The sequence below is a fragment of the Pseudomonadales bacterium genome, assembly GCA_024234615.1.
In the GTDB taxonomy this organism is placed as follows: domain Bacteria; phylum Pseudomonadota; class Gammaproteobacteria; order Pseudomonadales; family IMCC2047; genus JAJFKB01.
Map to the genome: position 1 here is coordinate 443,737 of JACKNY010000002.1, position 17,436 is coordinate 461,172.

Sequence of the window (17,436 nt, forward strand, 5' to 3'; positions counted from 1 at the left end):
TTTTCAGTAAACACTTCATTTTATTGCTGATTATCCGGCCCAAACAGTTTTTCCCACTCGACTTGTGCTCTTGCTTTTGAAGATTGATTCTCTTCCTTTTGCTCAGGCAATTGATCCCCAAACAATTCCGCCAATTGTACACGTGCAGCTCGCTCTGGATCTGAATCTTTCGCTTTAAATGCTCCAGGCCGAGGTGCAAAATAATCGCAGAAATTGGCGCTTTCCTTGTCGGTTACTGCCGGCGCCCTGTCTTCCTGGCATTGATCAGACACCTGCGGGTCGAAATTACGACAAAGTCGACAGACATGCTGGTCGGCTCCGCAGGATGCGCACTCTTCACGCCGTGACATAGGCAGAATAAGGTCAATTAATAGCGCGCCACACTTCCAACAACACATTTTATCGCTCATTGGCTACCCTACATTTGTTTAATAAACGCTTTACGTTAAGCTCTAACGCTATGGCTTTATATTTCTACTGCGAATTCTAACCTCTGGAATGCAATTATGGCATTAAGAACCAAACTTAAGGATACGGCACAACAACTAGCGGGCGACCTGAAGGTGAAAGATATTCGAATTGGCCTTTGCTACACCGCTGTACAATTGGATAACGGCCAACTGGGTCTCGCCTATACCTTTTGCGATAGTCTAACGGGTGGTTGCTCTGTTTTTGATACCTCGCAAACAATCGCTGGCCGCCCAGCTAAGGAATTACTCTCTCTGTTCGACTCCGACAACCTGATAGCCTCCGCCGTTGCGTTGGCGACTGCCAATGCCTTACTCAACAGTTCGCATCATGCTTATGTGCCTGGGCCAGCCGTTGAACAAATTCAATTTTACCCCGACGACCAAGTCGGCATGATTGGCAATTTCTCTCCCTTGGTGCGAGATATCCGGCCACGTGTCAAACAGCTTTATATCTTTGAGCGACAAGCTCGTCTTGATGAAAGTATTCTGGGGCTAGCGATGACAGAGGAGCTTCTACCCAAATGCCAAGTGGCCCTTATTACAGCAACTGCTATTATTAATGGCAGCATTGATCGACTGCTCTCTTTAACCGCTAATTGTCGCGCAGTCATTATCCTGGGGACTTCCACTCCCCTGTGTCGGGATGTTTTTGAGGAAACACCCGTCACATTGCTTTCCGGTGTGGTTGCAAAAAACGCCGAAAAGCTATTGCAGATTGTGAGCGAGGGAGGAGGAACCCCTGCCTTTAAGCAGGCAGTGGACAAAGTGAATTTAGTTATTGGTCCTAACACACAGCGTTACGATTAATCACATTGGCTTGAGACGATAAACCACTATGATCTTTTTCCCCTATCGGGTCGATATGGAGTTACATCGCATACCACTGCTAACCATAGCTGTATGCATCCTCTGTATTACTGTATTCTTGCAACAGCTAACCTCCTATGCCGACTATCAACGCTCAGTCTCCAGTTTTTGTAAAAGTATTGACCGACCAACACGCGTGGTGCTGCGGAACATCACCGGTCAGCATTCCGGCTCGCCCTGCGAAGATGTATATTTATCTATTCGAGAATCAAAGGACGCCAGCGCCACCATGCAAGCGTTGGTCGATCAGGCTAGACCACTAAATCTCTTTAAATCCCGCCAGGCCGAACTGGATTACATGCTCAATCACTTGCAAAAAGGATATGCTGAGTTTGATAAAATGGTGCCCACCAACCTCACAGAAGAACTCCAGTTTAATCCGATGGAGTTACAGATCAAACGCATGGTAACCGCCGTATTTAGCCACGGAGACTGGGGACATTTGATCTTTAACCTGGTATTTTTTTACGCCTTTGCCGCATCGGTGGAAATAATTGTTGGTTCGTTTAGTTTTATTTTTATTATTTTAGGTATGTCCATCTCTACCGGGCTTGCCTATAGTTTCAGCGTCGCTGGAACGACTGAAGCCGCCTTGCCCACGCTAGGGTTATCCGGCATCGTTATGGGAATGATGGCATTGTTGGCCGTGCTAGCACCGAAAATTAAAATACGCTGCTTTTTCTGGTTTTTGTTGCTGGTACGCTTCTTTAGCTTACCGGCGCTTATCCTGGCAACTTGGTATGTGGGTTGGGATATCTACAGCCTGATAACAGTGGGCGGTGCAGGTGTGAATTTTGTTGCTCATGTGAGTGGCGCCCTGTCCGGCGTGTTAATCGGTTTAATTTATTGGTTAATGCGACCGAGCTATATTCGACAGATTAATGTCCATACCTGATTAATCTAAGAACCTAACTTATTCTTCCTCATAGCCGTGCAAATCCAGCCCCTCTTCCAGGTAGTCCGCTAATTGCGGGGTTGCGAGCAAATATTCAGCTGTATGCAAGGTCCAACTTGAGCGCGCCTGTAACAGTGCATCTTCCCACTCATCAATACTAAAATCACCACGACCAACCCACATCAACGCCACCAAGGTTTGCTGTTGGTCGGGTTCCAAGTCATTGATTATCGAGCCAAACTCCTGACTCGTCGTACTGTTATTGTTAACTCCACGAAATTCTAGTACCTCTGAGTCAAATGGGCTGGGCGTATCCTCCACAAAACTAACATCACTATCGGTTTGGAACTCGTGAGCTTTACTGATAATAAATCGAACGGTTTCCGGGTTGAGATCGAACATTCCCATATCTCCCTCTAACAAGGGGCACTCATACGCCCCTTTGTGCGATAAAGAAAATGGCTTCTGTGTCTCGAAATTAAATGCACAAAAACCAAACTGCGCTTATTTTCGAATTATTTGACATTCCAGTTACGGGAATGATTAGACTATAACTAACCCACCCTGTCCTAACACCCAGGTATTATACGATGAATATCAGTGAAGCTGCACGACAATCGGGGCTAACGACTAAAACCATACGCTACTATGAAAGCATTGGACTAATACATCCACCAAAACGGGGTAACAATGGCTATCGCGATTACCACGCTAAGGACGTTAGCCTGATGCGATTCCTTTGCCATTCGCGGCAGGTCGGCTTCAGTCTTCAAGAATGTAAACAGCTGTCAGAATTCTATCTCAACCCTGAACGTCAAAGCGTGCATGTCAAATCCCTGGTGGTCGAAAAAGTAAAGGACATCGAAGCGAAAGTGGCCAACCTTCGTGCCATGCAAAATACACTGCTCGATTTAGCCGACCGCTGTGCGGGCGATGAGGGCCCAGATTGCGCGATTATCGAAACCCTAGCAGGGGAAAGTTAGTATGTCAGATTGCCATTCAACGCCAGCAACGGATCAACCCAAATCCTGCTGCGGCTCTGTACCAGTTGAACCAAAATCAAGCTGTTGCACCACTGAAACCGGTTCGAAAACCGTCGAATCCACAGAGCAAAAAAGTTGCTGTGGTGGCGAAGCCAAAAAAACAGACTGGTTACTCTGGATTTCTGCAAGTTTAATTATTCTGTTTTACGGTACCTATCTCGGCTTCGATCATTCATTAAAGATCGATTGGCTCGCCAGCATGAGCCACTCCGTCTTTTCACTGATTAACACTATGTGGTGGAGTATGGTGCTGGCTGCCGTATTTGTCGGTATTTTAGGACGCATACCACAATCATTCGTCATTTCAGCACTCGGCATTGGCAACACCTGGCGTGGGCTATTTCGGGCGACGCTGGCTGGGTTGTTACTGGATTTATGCAGCCACGGCATTCTGATGGTCGGCATGCAGCTCTATCGGCGCGGTGCAAGCCTTGGCCAAGTCATGGCCTTTTTGATCGCCAGCCCCTGGAACTCGCTATCTCTCACCATTATTTTGGTTGCCCTTATTGGCCTCCCTTGGACACTGGCCTTTATTTTACTCTCCGCCGCCATCGCATTAATTTCCGGGCGGATTTTTGACAAACTCGTGGCCAAAGGCACTTTGCCTCACAATGGGCAGCAGCCAAACTTACCCAAGGACTTTCAGTTTTGGCAACAGGCACGCAACGAATGGAAGCAGACAGACATATCCGCTGCCCTTCTCGGCACAATACTCTGGGAAGGGGTGAAAGGCTCACAGATGGTACTACGCTGGTTGTTTTTCGGTGTGGTGCTGGCTTCTACGATTCGTGCATTTATCGACCTGGAGTTATACCAAACCCTGTTCGGCCCAACCATGATGGGGCTGGGGTTAACACTGGTTGCAGCGACAATTATTGAAGTCTGCTCGGAAGGCTCCACACCTATCGCCGCCGATCTTATTCTTCGCGCTAATGCTCCCGGTAATAGTTTCGCCTTTCTAATGACTGGCGTCGCTACAGACTATACTGAGATCATGTCGATTAAAGACACCACCCACTCTTGGAGAATTGCTTTATTTCTTCCCTTAATCACAGTACCTCAGGTGGTAATGGTAGGTTGGCTATTGAATATCTCAAGCTAGTATTGACCGAGGTTATCAATAACTGCCTTAAGTGTTGGCCAGCTAACTGAGCGGGGAGAACAGCATTGCGCTACTTCCCAGGTACTTTTTGTACGTACTCTGGTCACAGCTCCTTCACAATACCCTCTGCGGAATTAATCGATTCCTTTCGAACATTACTCAGAGATGAATCTCAATTCTTTCATATCTCGTTATTTCATCTGTTGCGCATTTTTTGTCCGATTAACAACAAGCGTATAACTCGTTCCGCTGCATTAGCCAAATAAGCTTCTGAGTTTTTCAGCGCTTCAGCCAATGACATCTCCCGCACCACAGCTCCTTCTAATCCATCGATGCCAATTTGGAACAGCTCATTGCTATCATCAGACAGCGTTCCACCGATGGCTACAACTGGCACCTTCAGTTTGCGGGCGATTTTCGCCACCCCGATCGGCGTTTTACCAAATGCCGTTTGCGCATCAATACGCCCCTCACCGGTAATCACCAGATCCGCGCCTGAGATATGCCTTTTTAACCCGGTTAGTTGGGCTACTAGTTCAATGCCACTTTTCATTTTCGCCTTAGCAAATACATTTAAACCAAAACCGAGCCCCCCGGCAGCACCCGCTCCGCTGATATCTCCGGCGTCGCGTCCCAATTCCGTATTCACCAGCTTACTAAACTGCTTTAAATTAAAATCTAATGTCTTTTGCATCGCTAAGGTTGCACCCTTTTGAGCACCATAGACGTAGGCGGCGCCCTCCTCGCCAAAGAGCGGATTCTCAACATCGCTAGCGATAGTGACTTTAATCTTACGAATAGCAGGATGAATGGTGGAAATATCAATACCTGCTACAGTACTCAACAACCCCCCACAACCCGGTTGTTCAATAAGATTTCCCACATCATCGAAAAAACGGACACCAAGCGCCTGCGCCATACCCATCCCGGCATCCAGCGTTGCCGAACCACCAACCCCGACAATTATTTTCTTTGCGCCATTTTGGATGGCAGCGATAATTAGCTGACCAACACCGAAGCTGGTTGTATTTAAAGGATTTCTAGTTGCGTCATCCACTAAGTGCAAGCCGGCAGCTTCCGCCATTTCGATGACAGCGGTTTTCTGGTCAGACAGTATTGCATAATGGGCTCTGACGGCCTGCCCCGCAGGCCCCATCACTCTTTTATGAATTGATTTACCACCTACTGCATCCAATAGTGCTCGTACTGTTCCCTCGCCACCGTCGGCCACCGGTATTTTGCGACAGGCTGCTTTCGGTAGAACACGGCGAACACCCTGTTCAATTGCGTTCGCCGCCTGTAATGAAGTGAGATTGCCTTTAAACGAGTCCGTCGCAATAACGATTTTCATTTTTCCGCCAGAAGATCCACAAAATATTTGGACATAGTGTTGCTGTCATGTCTCTACCACTCCTGATTGCGAATGTCATACTTCGCACCGGAGAGGCCATCATGATCAAACCGCTCATAATGCTTTAAGTGTAACCGTTTTGATGCGGTACCTCTAACTCCGGTTTTATGACAACCCCTGTTTCGTGCGGAGTAATTAAAATTCATTCTGAAAAAGTGAAATTATATCAACCCGTTATGTAAAATCATTCCAAACCTAGTTTGTTAGTGATATACCTAGCCTCCCCAGTCTCACAAACGGAGCGTCGTGAAAATGCATTCTCTAAAAAATCTATTAACGTTAACGCTTTTATTAATCTACCCCTACTTACTCGCAGCACCACAGGCCGAAGCCATCGATCCAACCGAAGTATCTCCTAACTCATATAAAGTTCTACTGGAAAATGAGCATGTGCGCGTGGTCGAATATCAGGTTTTACCGGGAGAGCGGGATAACTGGCATACACACCCTGCCAAGGTTTCTTACATTCTGTCCGGCGGCGCTCTAAAGATTACTACAGCGGCAGGCGAATCATTTGTTGTGCAGGAAAAAGCAGGTGCTGCAACTTGGTTTGGTGAAGTAGATAAGCATTATGGCGAAAACGTCGGCGATACTACCGTGCGCATTGTTTTTGTCGAAATTAAGAATATCGATGCGGAACAGGATGACCTTGAGCGATTTAAAAAACCGGGCGATTCTAATTAGCCCGAATTGTCCTCTGATTCGAAGCTGCACTATACTTAGAAAAACCCCCGCCAAAGATTAGCGATCATCATGGGAATACGCACTTGATGAGCAAGACTTTAAAGATTTTTAAATGGCTTGTGCTATTACCAACAATAACGCTTGTTGTTCTCGTCCTGGTGGCACCCTTTTATATCTACGACCGGTTCAACGCTGAACACCCCATCGCCAAACTAGCGTTTGTGCACCTTTCTGATCAACAGTATCTGGCGGTGTTACGTACCGGTGATTTTTGTAAGAAGGAAAATTTTAAAATATACGGCGATCAATGGCAGCTTGATGCCAGTTTTTTACGATGGAAAGGGCTTGCGGTAAGCCTGGGCTTTGAATCAATGTATCGCCTTGACCGCTTAACCGGGCGCTACCGTAGCACCGATGAGCAAAATTCTAAGCCAATTGTTGCGTACGACATTGCACCGAAAGTCTGGTTCGACCTATTCGCCGACTCACAGGGTAAACTCCTCCCGGAATTTCTGGTTGATGCCCGCTTTGGTTCTTCCGTATATCTGGATATTGACCCTACACTTCTCTTTACCGTTTACCGTACTGAGGATGCGCTGATCGCTAAATCGCAAACTCGCCCCAAAACGGCAGTGGAAGACGGCATGGCAACCATTGAAATCAATAATGCCTGCTTAAAGGAGCCACAATTCTTTGCTATTCTGGCGAAAAAAATCAATCAGTTAGCCATTCAATGGCTTTAGTCGGCCATTTTAAGCACAGGCAAACAATTCATGATGGCATCAGAGGCCCCTTAAATACCCCGTTGCCATTCCTGCCGCAAAGGTATCGAGCCAGGTTGCTCAAGCGCCATACGCACAATTTCAAGTAACTCGTCACGGTCTTGATTGAGCGTTCCTTTTAACACCAAATAGTTGGAGGCATGATCGCTACGAAAAATCGTTTGCTCCAGCGCCAGCGTGGTCAACAAACGCTCCATTTCCTGCGCAAGCTCCAGTTGATTCAGCGCGATAAAATCACCACCGAAACCTTGCTGGTAACGCGCCACGCCATGAGGAAAAGAAACCACCAGAGTTGACAGGTATTCAGGCTGCGCGGCGTTCATCAAACGTGCAGAGTTAACGGCATGCTGCTCGCTATACTTTTTACCACCCAAGCCGTTGAGGATCATTACCGAACGTTTTATGCCCGCTTGCTGGGCCTTAAGCAAAGCCTGCAACGAACTCTCGTAGGTTTCACCCTTTTTGATCTTTGCCAACAGCAAATCATCACCGGTTTCGCAACCTACATACATCAGGCTTAAGCCCAGCGACCGCAATTCTGTTAATTCCTCCACCGTCTTGTTTTTCAGGTTTCGCGGCAGACTATAGGATGAGATGCGCTGTACATTGGGCAGGTAATGATTAATCGCCTGTAAAATTTCCGACAGTCGGCGGGTCGATAATGTCATAGCGTCACCATCAGCCAAAAAGATACGCCGGATAGACTGCCCAGAAGCAGCGATACTACTAAGCTCCTGCTCAATTTGATCCTGCGGCTTCGGGCGAAATCGTTTCTGTGGCGCGGTGTACATTTCGCAAAAGGTACATTTATTCCAAGAACAGCCATTGGTGACCTGTAATATCAAAGATCGAGCCTCACTAGGTGGTCGAAACAACGGCTCAATATATTCGGGAAACACGGGATAACCTCTCTTCAATCATTTAATCGCCATTGTCGGCAATGCTTTGTCGTCAGGCAATAAGAAACACTATTTTTTAAAACTGATTTGTCAGATGATGGTCAACTGGAGCCTTCATTTGGCATTCATTTATTTATGCTCCATACTGTTAGCAGCAGGCAGGGACTATGAATCCAATCAAACTCGTCGCCCATCGTGGCCATCAGACGCAATACCCGGAAAATACTCTACTTAGTCTGGCAGAGGCCATCCACGCAGGAGCAAGATATGTGGAAACGGATATTCAACTAAGCCAGGATCAGGTGCCGGTGCTCTACCATGATAACCACATGCGTCGTATCAGCGGCGTTAAAGGCGCTATTCATGATTACAGCTTTGCCGAGCTGATCACTATTCCGGCATATGAACCCAAACGCTTTGGCGATAAATTTATCGACCTGAAGATTACTCCTTTAGCCGATTTAGTAAGGCTTCTGGTGGCTCACCCGCAAGTTCACGCCTTTATCGAAATAAAGCGCTGTGCTATTCAGCAACAGGGTATTGAAGTGCTGTATCGACGGGTAACCGATTTATTAATGCCGATCGTTGAGCAATGCACTTTAATCAGTTTTTCTATACCTTTTATTGAATATGCCTACCAAACCGCCTGGCCAAGTTTGGGGGTGGTGGTGGAGCGCTGGCGTGACATAGAATCCCCCCCCCTCCAAACCATCAAGCCCGATTACATCTTTTGTGATTACAAACAGTTACCGCGAACTGGGACGATCGGTTTACCCCATACTCGCTTGGTAATTTATGAAATTGATAAGGCGGTAACTGCCATTAAGCTGATTGAACGTGGCGCTAACATGATCGAAACCTTTGCTTTTGTGGAACTTCAACAGGCATTAGATAAGAGATTTCACTCTTAAACATGAACCAGGATTATGAAGTTGTTATTATTGGTGGTGGCATCCATGGCACAGGGGTCGCGCAAGCTTCTGCGGCGGCTGGTTACCGTACGCTAATTCTGGAAAAAAGCGACTGGGCGGCAGGCACCTCGAGTAAATCCAGCAAACTCATCCATGGCGGGTTGCGCTATTTGCAAAGCGGCGAATTGAGCTTGGTTTGGGAATGTCTGCGTGAACGCGAGCTGCTCATACGCAATGCGCCGGAGTTGGTACACCGCCAAGGTTTTTATATTCCCGTGTATCAGAACTCGACTTACAAGAGCTGGCAGATTCGCTTGGGGTTAACGCTCTATGCGTTACTAGCGGGCGCTAGCAATGCCTGCCGATTTCACTGTTTACCTAAAGATCAATGGCGTCAGCTCAACCTATTAAATACCGTAGGTTTAAGGCAGGTTTATGTCTATCAGGATGCTCAGACCGATGATCGTCTATTGACACAAGCGGTGGTTCGCTCAGCACAAAACCTCGGCGCCGAGGCACTTTGCCGCACGGAGTTTATAGACGCCGAAAAAAACAGTCAGGGCTATACCCTTAGGATACGACAGAAAGATAGTGACGAACCTCGCCAGATTAAATGCAGAGTCCTAATCAATGCTGGTGGCCCCTGGGTAAATCAGGTCAATGCGCGCATCACGCCCGCACCGCCTGCGCTATCGCTTGACTTAGTACAGGGTGCGCACATTGTCATTCAGGGAGAATTAGCTAACTACTGTTTTTACCTGGAATCGCCACTTGACCACCGGGCAGTTTTCGCCATGCCTTGGTACGGCAATACCTTGGTGGGTACTACGGAAACCTTATTTCAGGGTGATCCGAACAAAGTCACACCGCTGCCTGAAGAGGAGGCGTATCTACTCAGAATCATTGAGCACTATTTTCCAAACTTAAGCCTGGAAGTGCTAGAACGTTTCGCTGGTTTACGCGTGTTACCGAAATCAGAGCGCGGCCTTTTTTACCGTTCACGCGAAACTCAGTTAGTTTGTGACTCACCAAAACAACCCAGCTGCATTAGTATTTATGGTGGCAAATTAACCAGTTACCGCGCTACCGCAGAGAAAGTAGTAAAGCTGATCCGAAAAAATTTAAGTGTCCGTGATGCGCTAGTCAACACACGGGAGATCAGGCTTACGCGCGCTTAAGGCGCTCCTGCAGCACTTGCTGCCACGCTAAGAATCGTCGCTTTATAGTCATGCTTCCCTTCCTGGATGGTAAAAATCTGTCCGACGCTACCACCTGCCAATCACTTGGCCGTCCCGCCAGCCAGAACGCCGCACCACGCGCGCTTGCCTCCACCTGTTGTGGACGAAAAACGATTAGGCCGCTGATATCCGCTAGTTTTTGGCAGAGACTATCTAACTGGGATAAGCCTCCTGATACCTGAATTTTACTTCCGTCAAAGCCATTTTTACTCATGATGCCAAGATTGATCTGTAACAAAAATACGATACTTTCCAATACCGCAACGAGTTTTTGTTCCTTGCTTCCATCACCAACAAACTCCGGAGACATTTCACACCAATAGGGCGAACCCAAGCCAGCGATACCATTAATAAACAAGGGGATTGTTTTCTCCTTTATTGCCCAGTCATCCAACCGATCCAAATTCTCCAAACCACAGTACTGCTGCGCCCAATCCAATGCACTAGCCGCACCATTTACCGTGCCCTCGACGACAAAGCACGCAGTATCACTTTGATGCACCAGACTTTTTAGCAAGAATTTCGGACAAGCCTTGGTTTGCGCCCAGGGGACAGAGATAAAGGCACCAGTTCCTAGATTGACGTAAGCCGTATCACTGGATAAATCACCCATTGCAAAAATTGCGGCAGACTGGTCTCCATTTACCAAGCGTAGCGGTAGGCTAATTTCATCCAGCACCAACAGCCCGTAATCAGACTGCGTTGCTGTCAGCTTCGGCAACAGGGATTGCTCAATACCAAAACAAAGGAGCAACTCCTCGTCCCAATCCAAAGTCTCCATATTCCACAATAGGGTTCGCGAAGCGTTAGCGGGATCAACCCTTGCTGCCTTGCTGTCCGTGAGCTGCGCAATCAACCAACTGGCCAGAGGACCACATGTTAGGCAGCCATTGTCATAGGCCTGTTTAACCTGGGCGAGATGATCCAGGCACCAACGAATTTTACTCGCACCGTAGTGGGCACTTAGGGTTAAACCCGTGCGTTGATGTATCCAATTGGTATCAATATTTTGTTGACTCAGCCACTGAGCACCACGGCGATCCTGCCAACTGATGACTGGGTAAAGCGCTTCTCCTGTGATTTTATGCCAGCACACTAAGCTAGAGCGCTGGGTAACCAACGCCGCAGCCAACAGACAGTTGCGCTGCTCCTGCGTCAGCCCCTGAAGAGCGAGATTAGCGGCCTGCCTTAATGACTCAACCAATTCTGCGGGGTTTTGCTCGACCCAATCTAACTTGGGTTTATCCGTTGCCACGGGTACTGCCGCTTGTGTTAGCAACCTTCCACTCGCATCAAACACTAGCGCCCGACTGCTATGCCCACCTTGGTCCAGCACAAGATAAGAGTTACTTTTCAATGATGTGCCCACCCTATTTCTGTCAATGGGTTTGGGGCAAAGCGGGGGGAAGATGGAAGTGAGGTGGATAATTTTAACTGATAAATACTGGGCGCGGCGGGCATTAGCAGCCGCGCCCTCAAAGTACCGCTATCACCAAGCCGGTTAATCGAACTTTAAGCCCAGTCGATTACCCACCTGCTCGTAAGCCTCAACCACATTACCCAAGTTTTGACGAAACCGGTCTTTATCCAATTTTTCTCTGGTCGCTTTATCCCATATGCGGCAGCCATCAGGTGTCATTTCGTCACCTAACACAATCTCACCTTTATAGAGGCCAAATTCAAGCTTGTAATCCACCAGCAGCATATCGCCAGATAAAAATAGTGATTTGAGAACATCATTGGCCTTAAAAGTAAGCTCCTTCATACGTTCAACATGGGCATCCTCAGCCCAACCAAAGGTACGAATATGGTACTCATTGATCATCGGGTCATGCAGCGCGTCGTTTTTAAGAAAGAACTCAAAGGTCGGTGGGTTCAGCTCCATTCCATCTGGCACGCCGAGGCGTTTGCAGAGGCTACCAGTGCTGATATTGCGTACCACACACTCTACCGGAATCATCTTTAAGCGCTTTACCAAGGCTTCCTGATCCGATAAAAGTCGATCAAAGTGTGTGGGAATGCCCGCTGCTTCAAGTTTCTGCATGATAAACGCATTAAATTTATTGTTCACCATACCTTTGCGATCCAGCTGCTCGATTCTTTCGCCATCAAAGGCTGAGGTATCATTTCTAAACAATAATATTAATCGATCAGGATCATCAGTTTTATATACCGATTTTGCTTTACCTGCATACAGCTCTTCACGCTTTTCCATTTCTGTCTCCAATTAACTTATCACTCGCCAATCAAAGCCCAACGTTTGATCAGCTACGGTTAACCAATGTTCACTACATCCAGTCGCCCCAACTACCTCGTTGACAGCTCTCTGCGTTGAATTATTTTGTTCGCTGATATGAGAGATCACTAGGTGTTGCAGGTGCTTTATTTCTATTTCTCTGAGTAAACCCCCCGCCTGGTTATTACTCAGGTGCCCATATTCGCCACTTATACGCCGTTTTAAAGCAAGGGGATAAGGACCCTGCTCTAACATTTCGAGATCGTGATTACACTCCAATAGCAAACTGTCCAGCTGACGATAACTTTGCTTGACGAAGGGCGTAATACTACCTAAATCTGTTAAAACACCCAACTTTTTTGCACCGTCATCGAAAATAAATTGACAGGGCTCTCGCGCGTCATGGGGTACGGGAACCGGCTGTATTTGTATATCCATGATGGCAAAAGTCGAATGGCAGTTGATGTTGTGCAGCTGATTAACCTGGCCTATCCGAGATTGCTGATAAGTTCCAGCAGTAAGGTAGACGGGCAGATCGTATTTTCGCGCTAAGGGGCCCACACCATTAGCATGGTCGCTGTGTTCGTGGGTAACTAATATAGCGCTTATTTGTTGCGGCGATTTGTCCAGACGCGCTAACCGCCGTTCGGTTTCTTTGAGGGTAAAACCACAGTCAAGCAGTAGGCAGGTGTTCGCATGTTCAATCAGCGTGGCATTGCCACGACTGCCGCTGCCGAGCGACGAAAAACGCACCTAAATACCTTATGTTAAACTAACAGACATCTGATAGGTCACTATATAAGATTTTCTCTAATAGTAGCCAGCACCGCTTCCGACAGATCCTTTTCAATTTTTTCATCATCACTCGCTACCGCAACCACAATTTTTTCGGATTCCGTTTTTAAGTTCACCACAAATTTAAATGCTTTGCCTTTCGACCCATCGTTACCGACAAAAGGTAAAAATGAGAAGAACCCACCTTCTTTCTTTTCTTCCGCGTTGGGATAGTAGTTAACGTAGTAATTCCCAGAGCTGCGATCTTTATCGGCTACTTCTATTTCCGCATCTTCTATCGCTTTACCGACCGCTTCCCAAGCTCGCTCATAGTTCAGTTGTAAGACCAGTATTTTTCTCCCTGAAGCATCAGTACTCAGCGAGGACTTAGGTGCGCCAGAAAAGCTCTGGGCCAACAAGGAAGCAGGAGCACCTTCATATTCGGTATCAATCAGAAAACTGGCAAGCTCCTGCATAATTGCGACAGCTAACTCATCCTCTTCCTTAACGACAGACCAATCTAATTGCTCTGCAGCAGGTAATACGGCGGTGGCCGGAAAGCCAAGGTGCATGATATACACTTCCGCTGAGTTTTCATGCATACCGTGTTCGACCCGAATTCGGAATTTATCGCGTGTGGCAATATTTTCCTTTTCCCGTGACAACCAAACTGTTTCCATATCCCCTTTAAAAGGTTCCTCAAGCGCCAACTCGATGCTGTTCAGTTCCCAAAATCGTCGCACTTTCGCCCAGGCACTCGCTGGTTGAGTATTAACCGAAATCCAGTATCGATTACCTGACTTAAATGCACGAATTTCACCCTGACTTTTCGTCACAAAGGCTTCCGGCATAGGTACTTCAAAATCATTGGAAAACGCTTGAGCACCTTGCCAACCAGGCACCGGATATAAGTCTTTAATTGCAGATTTATCCAGATTATCCGGCACGTTGATTGGTTGAGATACCTCTGCTTCGCGATAATCATGTTTGCGATCGCGGAAATAACCTTCATCTCCCATTAGCCAGCCGCAACCAGAAAGTGCACTCGCAGCAATTATTGGGATAACCATCAAAGGTGGGCTTAGCTTCAGCTTGCTCATCAAGAGTCTCTGTAACACTTTAGTCTGCATAGGATTTTTGAGCATTCGTTGATTGTACATGTTTATTATATGACCTCAGCCTGTTGCATTGCTCGATGAATCATTTCGTGATACTGCTGGCTTAATCTTGTTAAAGGTAAACGGATGCCGCCCTTGATCAACCCCAACTGTTCTACCGCCCACTTGACTGGGATCGGGTTCGCTTCTACAAATAAATCCCGATGTAGTGCTTCCAATTTCGCGTTGATGCGTTCGGCAGTTTCTCTATCACCAGCAATTGCCGCTCTGCACATTTCAGCCATTTTCTTTGGTGCCACATTTGCGGTAACTGAGATATCACCTTTGGCACCCATCAGTATTAACTCCATGGCGGTCGCGTCATCTCCGGAGTAGACGGTTAAGCGATCAGAACATCGCTCAAGCACTTCGCGGCCTCGCTCCAAATCGCCCGTCGCTTCCTTGATGCCGATAATATTAGGATGGTAGGCAAGCCGCTCCAAAGTATCCGGCAATAAATCGCAAGTCGTACGCCCTGGAACATTATAGAGAATTTGGGGGATATCAACGCTATCAGCAATTAGCTTAAAGTGTTGATACATACCTTCCTGGGTTGGGCGATTATAGTAAGGCGTTACCAATAAGCAGGCATCAGCACCCACTTCCTTAGCAGATTGGGACCATTCCACCGCTTCCGAGGTTGCATTGGAACCAGTCCCGGCAATTACCGGTATTCTGCCGGCGACCCGTTGTACAGTAGCGGCGATAACGGCAATATGTTCATCTACCGGTAGCGTGGGCGATTCTCCCGACGTACCAACGGCAACAATTGCGTTCGTACCATTCTCCAAATGGAAATCAATCAAGCGTTCAAGCGCCTGCCAATCAATTGCGCCGTCCTCTTCCATTGGGGTTACCAGCGCAACTATACTGCCTTCAATCATCCAAAACTCCGCCGACTAAATAAAGGGTTATAGTAATGTCGAGGACTCACAATCACAAGCGAAGCCCGCTATAATTTCTACTTAGAATTCCTACACTTGATTTAACGGAAAATAGTCTTATGTCAACACCAACCATTGGTAAACCCGTCAAACATTTTACACTTCCAGCCACTGGAGATCAGGAAATCAACTTATCTACATTGCGGGGGAAGAATATTGTTCTCTACTTTTACCCTAAGGACAGCACTCCAGGCTGCACTACGGAAGGACAGAATTTTCGAGATCTTTTCGATCAATTCACTGCGAATAACACCGTCATATTGGGGGTTTCCAGAGACAGCATCAAAGCACATGAAAATTTTAAAGCCAAGCAGTGCTTTCCTTTCGAACTATTATCTGATCCAGAAGAAAAACTCTGCTCGCAATTTGATGTGATCCGGGAAAAAAACCTCTATGGCCGTAAATACATGGGAATTGAACGCAGTACTTTTTTAATTGATGCGGAAGGGGTACTGCGCAAAGAGTGGCGTAAAGTGAAGGTAAAAGGTCATGCGGATGAAGTGTTAAGTGAGGTAAAAATGCTTTAGAGCAGCGATCCGATACAGTCACCTCCCGCAGTAATCTCTGTCGCTGGCAATACCTTTAATATGAGTGGCTGAAATGAGGACTTGCCAGCGCCAACCCCAGAGATCAGCCTTACCAGCACAAAACCTAAGCATAAAGCCAGAATGCCGATACCTATCACCCAAGGCTCAGGTGCGCCAAACAAACTATCCGCTACTCCAGCCGCCGCAATAAACAAAAGCAACGGCAACCCATAGGCGAGAAAAGCCGATTTCAATAATGTATTTTCTGGAATACCCAAGACGACTTGATCACCGACCCTCAAACTTTGATCAGTTACCAAACGAATATGGTTTCGCTTGCCGCTAGTATATTTTGCAACTAGCCCTTGACCACAAGTAGATTTCGCTGCACAACCGCCACAAGAGCTTTGCTGTATCGTTTCCACCCAAACTTGCTTACCCTCAACGGCAACAACTCGGCCCGGCTCTTCAATCACTCTTCTGTCTCCTCGACCGGAACTATCGAGTCTGCCAAGCGCTGCGCGGTCATCATGGGCACTTCGCCGACTACCGTTACAAAATGGTTACCCGAATTACTTTTTATAACGCGAGCAACGGCAACCGTTGCACCTTTTTGAGTAGCTACCCGCTCCTGTGCTTCAGTGGGAGCTTTCTCAACGAATATCGAAAATGCAGTCATACCGTCACTGTAGGTGAGCGTATCGGCCTGCATGTCACCACCATGTGCTCGTCGTATTCCTTGCATGCGCATAATAAAGCCGTCCGGCATCCAGGTGAGCCTCCAGCTAGGCTTTTTTTGTTCAATCGTTTCATTCTCGGAGAGCAATAAAGGCTGATGCTTGAACACTTCACCTTTAATACCTAAATCTAGTTCATCATCCGTAATCTCATTGGTAAGATCAATTTGAGTAAACTGGAATCGTTCAAGTACGCGATTAGCATGCAACAAAACGGATTTCAGCAGCAATCCCGTTTCCTTATCCAACCAAATTTGATACCCATAGCGAAATTCATCCTTTGGCGTAATCGCAAAGCGCATGGCTTCTCGGCCCACAATACGGCTTTGGCCAATGAGCTCGACCTGATAACCACTGCTGGAATGACTGACATCGCGAATAAAGGCTTTAGCAAAAGGACCAGCTGGGATACGGTGATTAACATCACCTTTCCAATCGGCAGTATGCACACAGGTGACCTGATCGCCATTGCGAATCAGTTCAAGTTTAGGGCCATCCATACGCACAATACGCTCACGCTCCGCACCATCATCCAACCGATGAACGATGCGTAATGTTTCCATATTGCTACCATGCGAATAAACAAATACACCATCATAATTGTTTTGACGAAAGGCATCGGAAATACGCTGGAATAAATTACTAGCCTCAGATTCGGCTAACACGGCATCGGCAGATGCCGTGCCGATTATCAATGAGCAGAGTAAACCGAGTTTACAAACAAAGCTGGAAAGCGACACAGTTTTCTCAACTCGCACC

At 47.2% G+C, this 17,436-nt stretch carries 19 protein-coding genes and 1 pseudogene; 9 read left to right on the top strand and 11 right to left on the bottom strand.

Going from position 1 to position 17,436, the window contains the following annotated elements; translation table 11 throughout:
* Window positions 1–20 precede the first annotated feature (20 nt).
* Window positions 21–410: a hypothetical protein gene (locus H6995_11215; protein MCP5215566.1), complete on the bottom strand. Its 390-nt coding sequence runs from the start codon at window positions 408–410 to the stop codon at window positions 21–23.
* Between the two features lie 96 nt (window positions 411–506).
* Here H6995_11215 and H6995_11220 point away from each other — a divergent pair, with 96 nt between their 5' ends.
* Complete coding sequence (locus tag H6995_11220) at window positions 507–1,277, top strand: DUF364 domain-containing protein (protein ID MCP5215567.1); 771 nt, start codon at window positions 507–509, stop codon at window positions 1,275–1,277.
* Window positions 1,278–1,305: 28 nt separating this feature from the next.
* On the top strand, window positions 1,306–2,232 hold the full coding sequence (locus H6995_11225; GenBank protein MCP5215568.1) for a rhomboid family intramembrane serine protease: 927 nt from the start codon (window positions 1,306–1,308) through the stop codon (window positions 2,230–2,232).
* Window positions 2,233–2,250: 18 nt separating this feature from the next.
* On the opposite strand, the gene H6995_11230 is transcribed toward H6995_11225, so the two are convergent.
* Window positions 2,251–2,634, bottom strand: a complete 384-nt coding sequence (locus tag H6995_11230) for a DUF3775 domain-containing protein (protein ID MCP5215569.1) — start codon at window positions 2,632–2,634, stop codon at window positions 2,251–2,253.
* Between the two features lie 188 nt (window positions 2,635–2,822).
* Between H6995_11230 and cueR the strand changes: the two genes are divergently transcribed.
* Entirely contained in the window at window positions 2,823–3,215 is a 393-nt protein-coding gene (cueR, locus tag H6995_11235) for a Cu(I)-responsive transcriptional regulator (protein ID MCP5215570.1), read from the top strand.
* 1 nt (window position 3,216) lies between these two features.
* The gene (locus H6995_11240) at window positions 3,217–4,377 is read left to right on the top strand and encodes a permease (protein ID MCP5215571.1); all 1,161 of its coding nucleotides are present in this window, start codon (window positions 3,217–3,219) and stop codon (window positions 4,375–4,377) included.
* Window positions 4,378–4,573: 196 nt separating this feature from the next.
* On the opposite strand, the gene H6995_11245 is transcribed toward H6995_11240, so the two are convergent.
* Window positions 4,574–5,728, bottom strand: coding sequence for a glycerate kinase (locus H6995_11245; GenBank protein MCP5215572.1), 1,155 nt, complete (start codon window positions 5,726–5,728; stop codon window positions 4,574–4,576).
* A gap of 312 nt (window positions 5,729–6,040) precedes the next feature.
* On the opposite strand from H6995_11245, the gene H6995_11250 reads away from it, so the two are divergent.
* Entirely contained in the window at window positions 6,041–6,472 is a 432-nt protein-coding gene (locus H6995_11250; protein ID MCP5215573.1) for a hypothetical protein, read from the top strand.
* A gap of 86 nt (window positions 6,473–6,558) precedes the next feature.
* Window positions 6,559–7,215, top strand: coding sequence for a hypothetical protein (locus H6995_11255; GenBank protein MCP5215574.1), 657 nt, complete (start codon window positions 6,559–6,561; stop codon window positions 7,213–7,215).
* Between the two features lie 50 nt (window positions 7,216–7,265).
* Here H6995_11255 and H6995_11260 read toward each other — a convergent pair whose 3' ends face one another.
* Window positions 7,266–8,153: a B12-binding domain-containing radical SAM protein gene (locus H6995_11260; protein MCP5215575.1), complete on the bottom strand. Its 888-nt coding sequence runs from the start codon at window positions 8,151–8,153 to the stop codon at window positions 7,266–7,268.
* A 167-nt stretch (window positions 8,154–8,320) separates the two neighbouring features.
* Here H6995_11260 and H6995_11265 point away from each other — a divergent pair, with 167 nt between their 5' ends.
* Entirely contained in the window at window positions 8,321–9,064 is a 744-nt protein-coding gene (locus H6995_11265; protein ID MCP5215576.1) for a glycerophosphodiester phosphodiesterase, read from the top strand.
* 2 nt (window positions 9,065–9,066) lie between these two features.
* Window positions 9,067–10,242 (top strand): FAD-dependent oxidoreductase, encoded by a 1,176-nt coding sequence (locus H6995_11270; GenBank protein MCP5215577.1) that lies wholly within the window; start codon window positions 9,067–9,069, stop codon window positions 10,240–10,242.
* Here H6995_11270 and H6995_11275 read toward each other — a convergent pair.
* From H6995_11275 to H6995_11295, 5 genes and pseudogenes are all read right to left on the bottom strand, one after another.
* Window positions 10,229–11,659: a hypothetical protein gene (locus tag H6995_11275; GenBank protein ID MCP5215578.1), complete on the bottom strand. Its 1,431-nt coding sequence runs from the start codon at window positions 11,657–11,659 to the stop codon at window positions 10,229–10,231. The genes H6995_11270 and H6995_11275 overlap by 14 nt on opposite strands.
* 144 nt (window positions 11,660–11,803) lie before the next feature.
* Window positions 11,804–12,517 (bottom strand): phosphoribosylaminoimidazolesuccinocarboxamide synthase, encoded by a 714-nt coding sequence (gene purC / locus H6995_11280; GenBank protein ID MCP5215579.1) that lies wholly within the window; start codon window positions 12,515–12,517, stop codon window positions 11,804–11,806.
* A gap of 12 nt (window positions 12,518–12,529) precedes the next feature.
* A pseudogene (locus tag H6995_11285) lies at window positions 12,530–13,297 on the bottom strand (MBL fold metallo-hydrolase).
* Between the two features lie 35 nt (window positions 13,298–13,332).
* Complete coding sequence (bamC, locus tag H6995_11290; protein MCP5215580.1) at window positions 13,333–14,412, bottom strand: outer membrane protein assembly factor BamC; 1,080 nt, start codon at window positions 14,410–14,412, stop codon at window positions 13,333–13,335.
* Window positions 14,413–14,477: 65 nt separating this feature from the next.
* Window positions 14,478–15,353, bottom strand: coding sequence for a 4-hydroxy-tetrahydrodipicolinate synthase (locus H6995_11295; protein ID MCP5215581.1), 876 nt, complete (start codon window positions 15,351–15,353; stop codon window positions 14,478–14,480).
* Window positions 15,354–15,472: 119 nt separating this feature from the next.
* Here H6995_11295 and H6995_11300 point away from each other — a divergent pair, with 119 nt between their 5' ends.
* A complete protein-coding gene (locus tag H6995_11300; GenBank protein ID MCP5215582.1) occupies window positions 15,473–15,940 on the top strand; it encodes a peroxiredoxin in 468 nt (155 codons plus the stop codon).
* Here the strand turns inward: H6995_11300 and H6995_11305 are convergent.
* A complete protein-coding gene (locus H6995_11305; protein MCP5215583.1) occupies window positions 15,937–16,416 on the bottom strand; it encodes a SoxR reducing system RseC family protein in 480 nt (159 codons plus the stop codon). The genes H6995_11300 and H6995_11305 overlap by 4 nt on opposite strands.
* A complete protein-coding gene (locus H6995_11310; protein ID MCP5215584.1) occupies window positions 16,413–17,435 on the bottom strand; it encodes a MucB/RseB C-terminal domain-containing protein in 1,023 nt (340 codons plus the stop codon). Before H6995_11310 ends, H6995_11305 begins: the two co-directional genes overlap by 4 nt.
* Window position 17,436 lies beyond the last annotated feature (1 nt).

Coding starts and splice junctions, on each gene's coding strand:
- H6995_11215 (MCP5215566.1), bottom strand. CDS start 410: ATGAGCGATAAAATGTGTTGTTGGAAGTGTGGCGCGCTATTAATTGAC.
- H6995_11220 (MCP5215567.1), top strand. CDS start 507: ATGGCATTAAGAACCAAACTTAAGGATACGGCACAACAACTAGCGGGC.
- H6995_11225 (MCP5215568.1), top strand. CDS start 1,306: ATGATCTTTTTCCCCTATCGGGTCGATATGGAGTTACATCGCATACCA.
- H6995_11230 (MCP5215569.1), bottom strand. CDS start 2,634: ATGTTCGATCTCAACCCGGAAACCGTTCGATTTATTATCAGTAAAGCT.
- cueR (MCP5215570.1), top strand. CDS start 2,823: ATGAATATCAGTGAAGCTGCACGACAATCGGGGCTAACGACTAAAACC.
- H6995_11240 (MCP5215571.1), top strand. CDS start 3,217: ATGTCAGATTGCCATTCAACGCCAGCAACGGATCAACCCAAATCCTGC.
- H6995_11245 (MCP5215572.1), bottom strand. CDS start 5,728: ATGAAAATCGTTATTGCGACGGACTCGTTTAAAGGCAATCTCACTTCA.
- H6995_11250 (MCP5215573.1), top strand. CDS start 6,041: ATGCATTCTCTAAAAAATCTATTAACGTTAACGCTTTTATTAATCTAC.
- H6995_11255 (MCP5215574.1), top strand. CDS start 6,559: ATGAGCAAGACTTTAAAGATTTTTAAATGGCTTGTGCTATTACCAACA.
- H6995_11265 (MCP5215576.1), top strand. CDS start 8,321: ATGAATCCAATCAAACTCGTCGCCCATCGTGGCCATCAGACGCAATAC.
- H6995_11270 (MCP5215577.1), top strand. CDS start 9,067: ATGAACCAGGATTATGAAGTTGTTATTATTGGTGGTGGCATCCATGGC.
- purC (MCP5215579.1), bottom strand. CDS start 12,517: ATGGAAAAGCGTGAAGAGCTGTATGCAGGTAAAGCAAAATCGGTATAT.
- bamC (MCP5215580.1), bottom strand. CDS start 14,412: ATGAGCAAGCTGAAGCTAAGCCCACCTTTGATGGTTATCCCAATAATT.
- H6995_11295 (MCP5215581.1), bottom strand. CDS start 15,353: ATGATTGAAGGCAGTATAGTTGCGCTGGTAACCCCAATGGAAGAGGAC.
- H6995_11300 (MCP5215582.1), top strand. CDS start 15,473: ATGTCAACACCAACCATTGGTAAACCCGTCAAACATTTTACACTTCCA.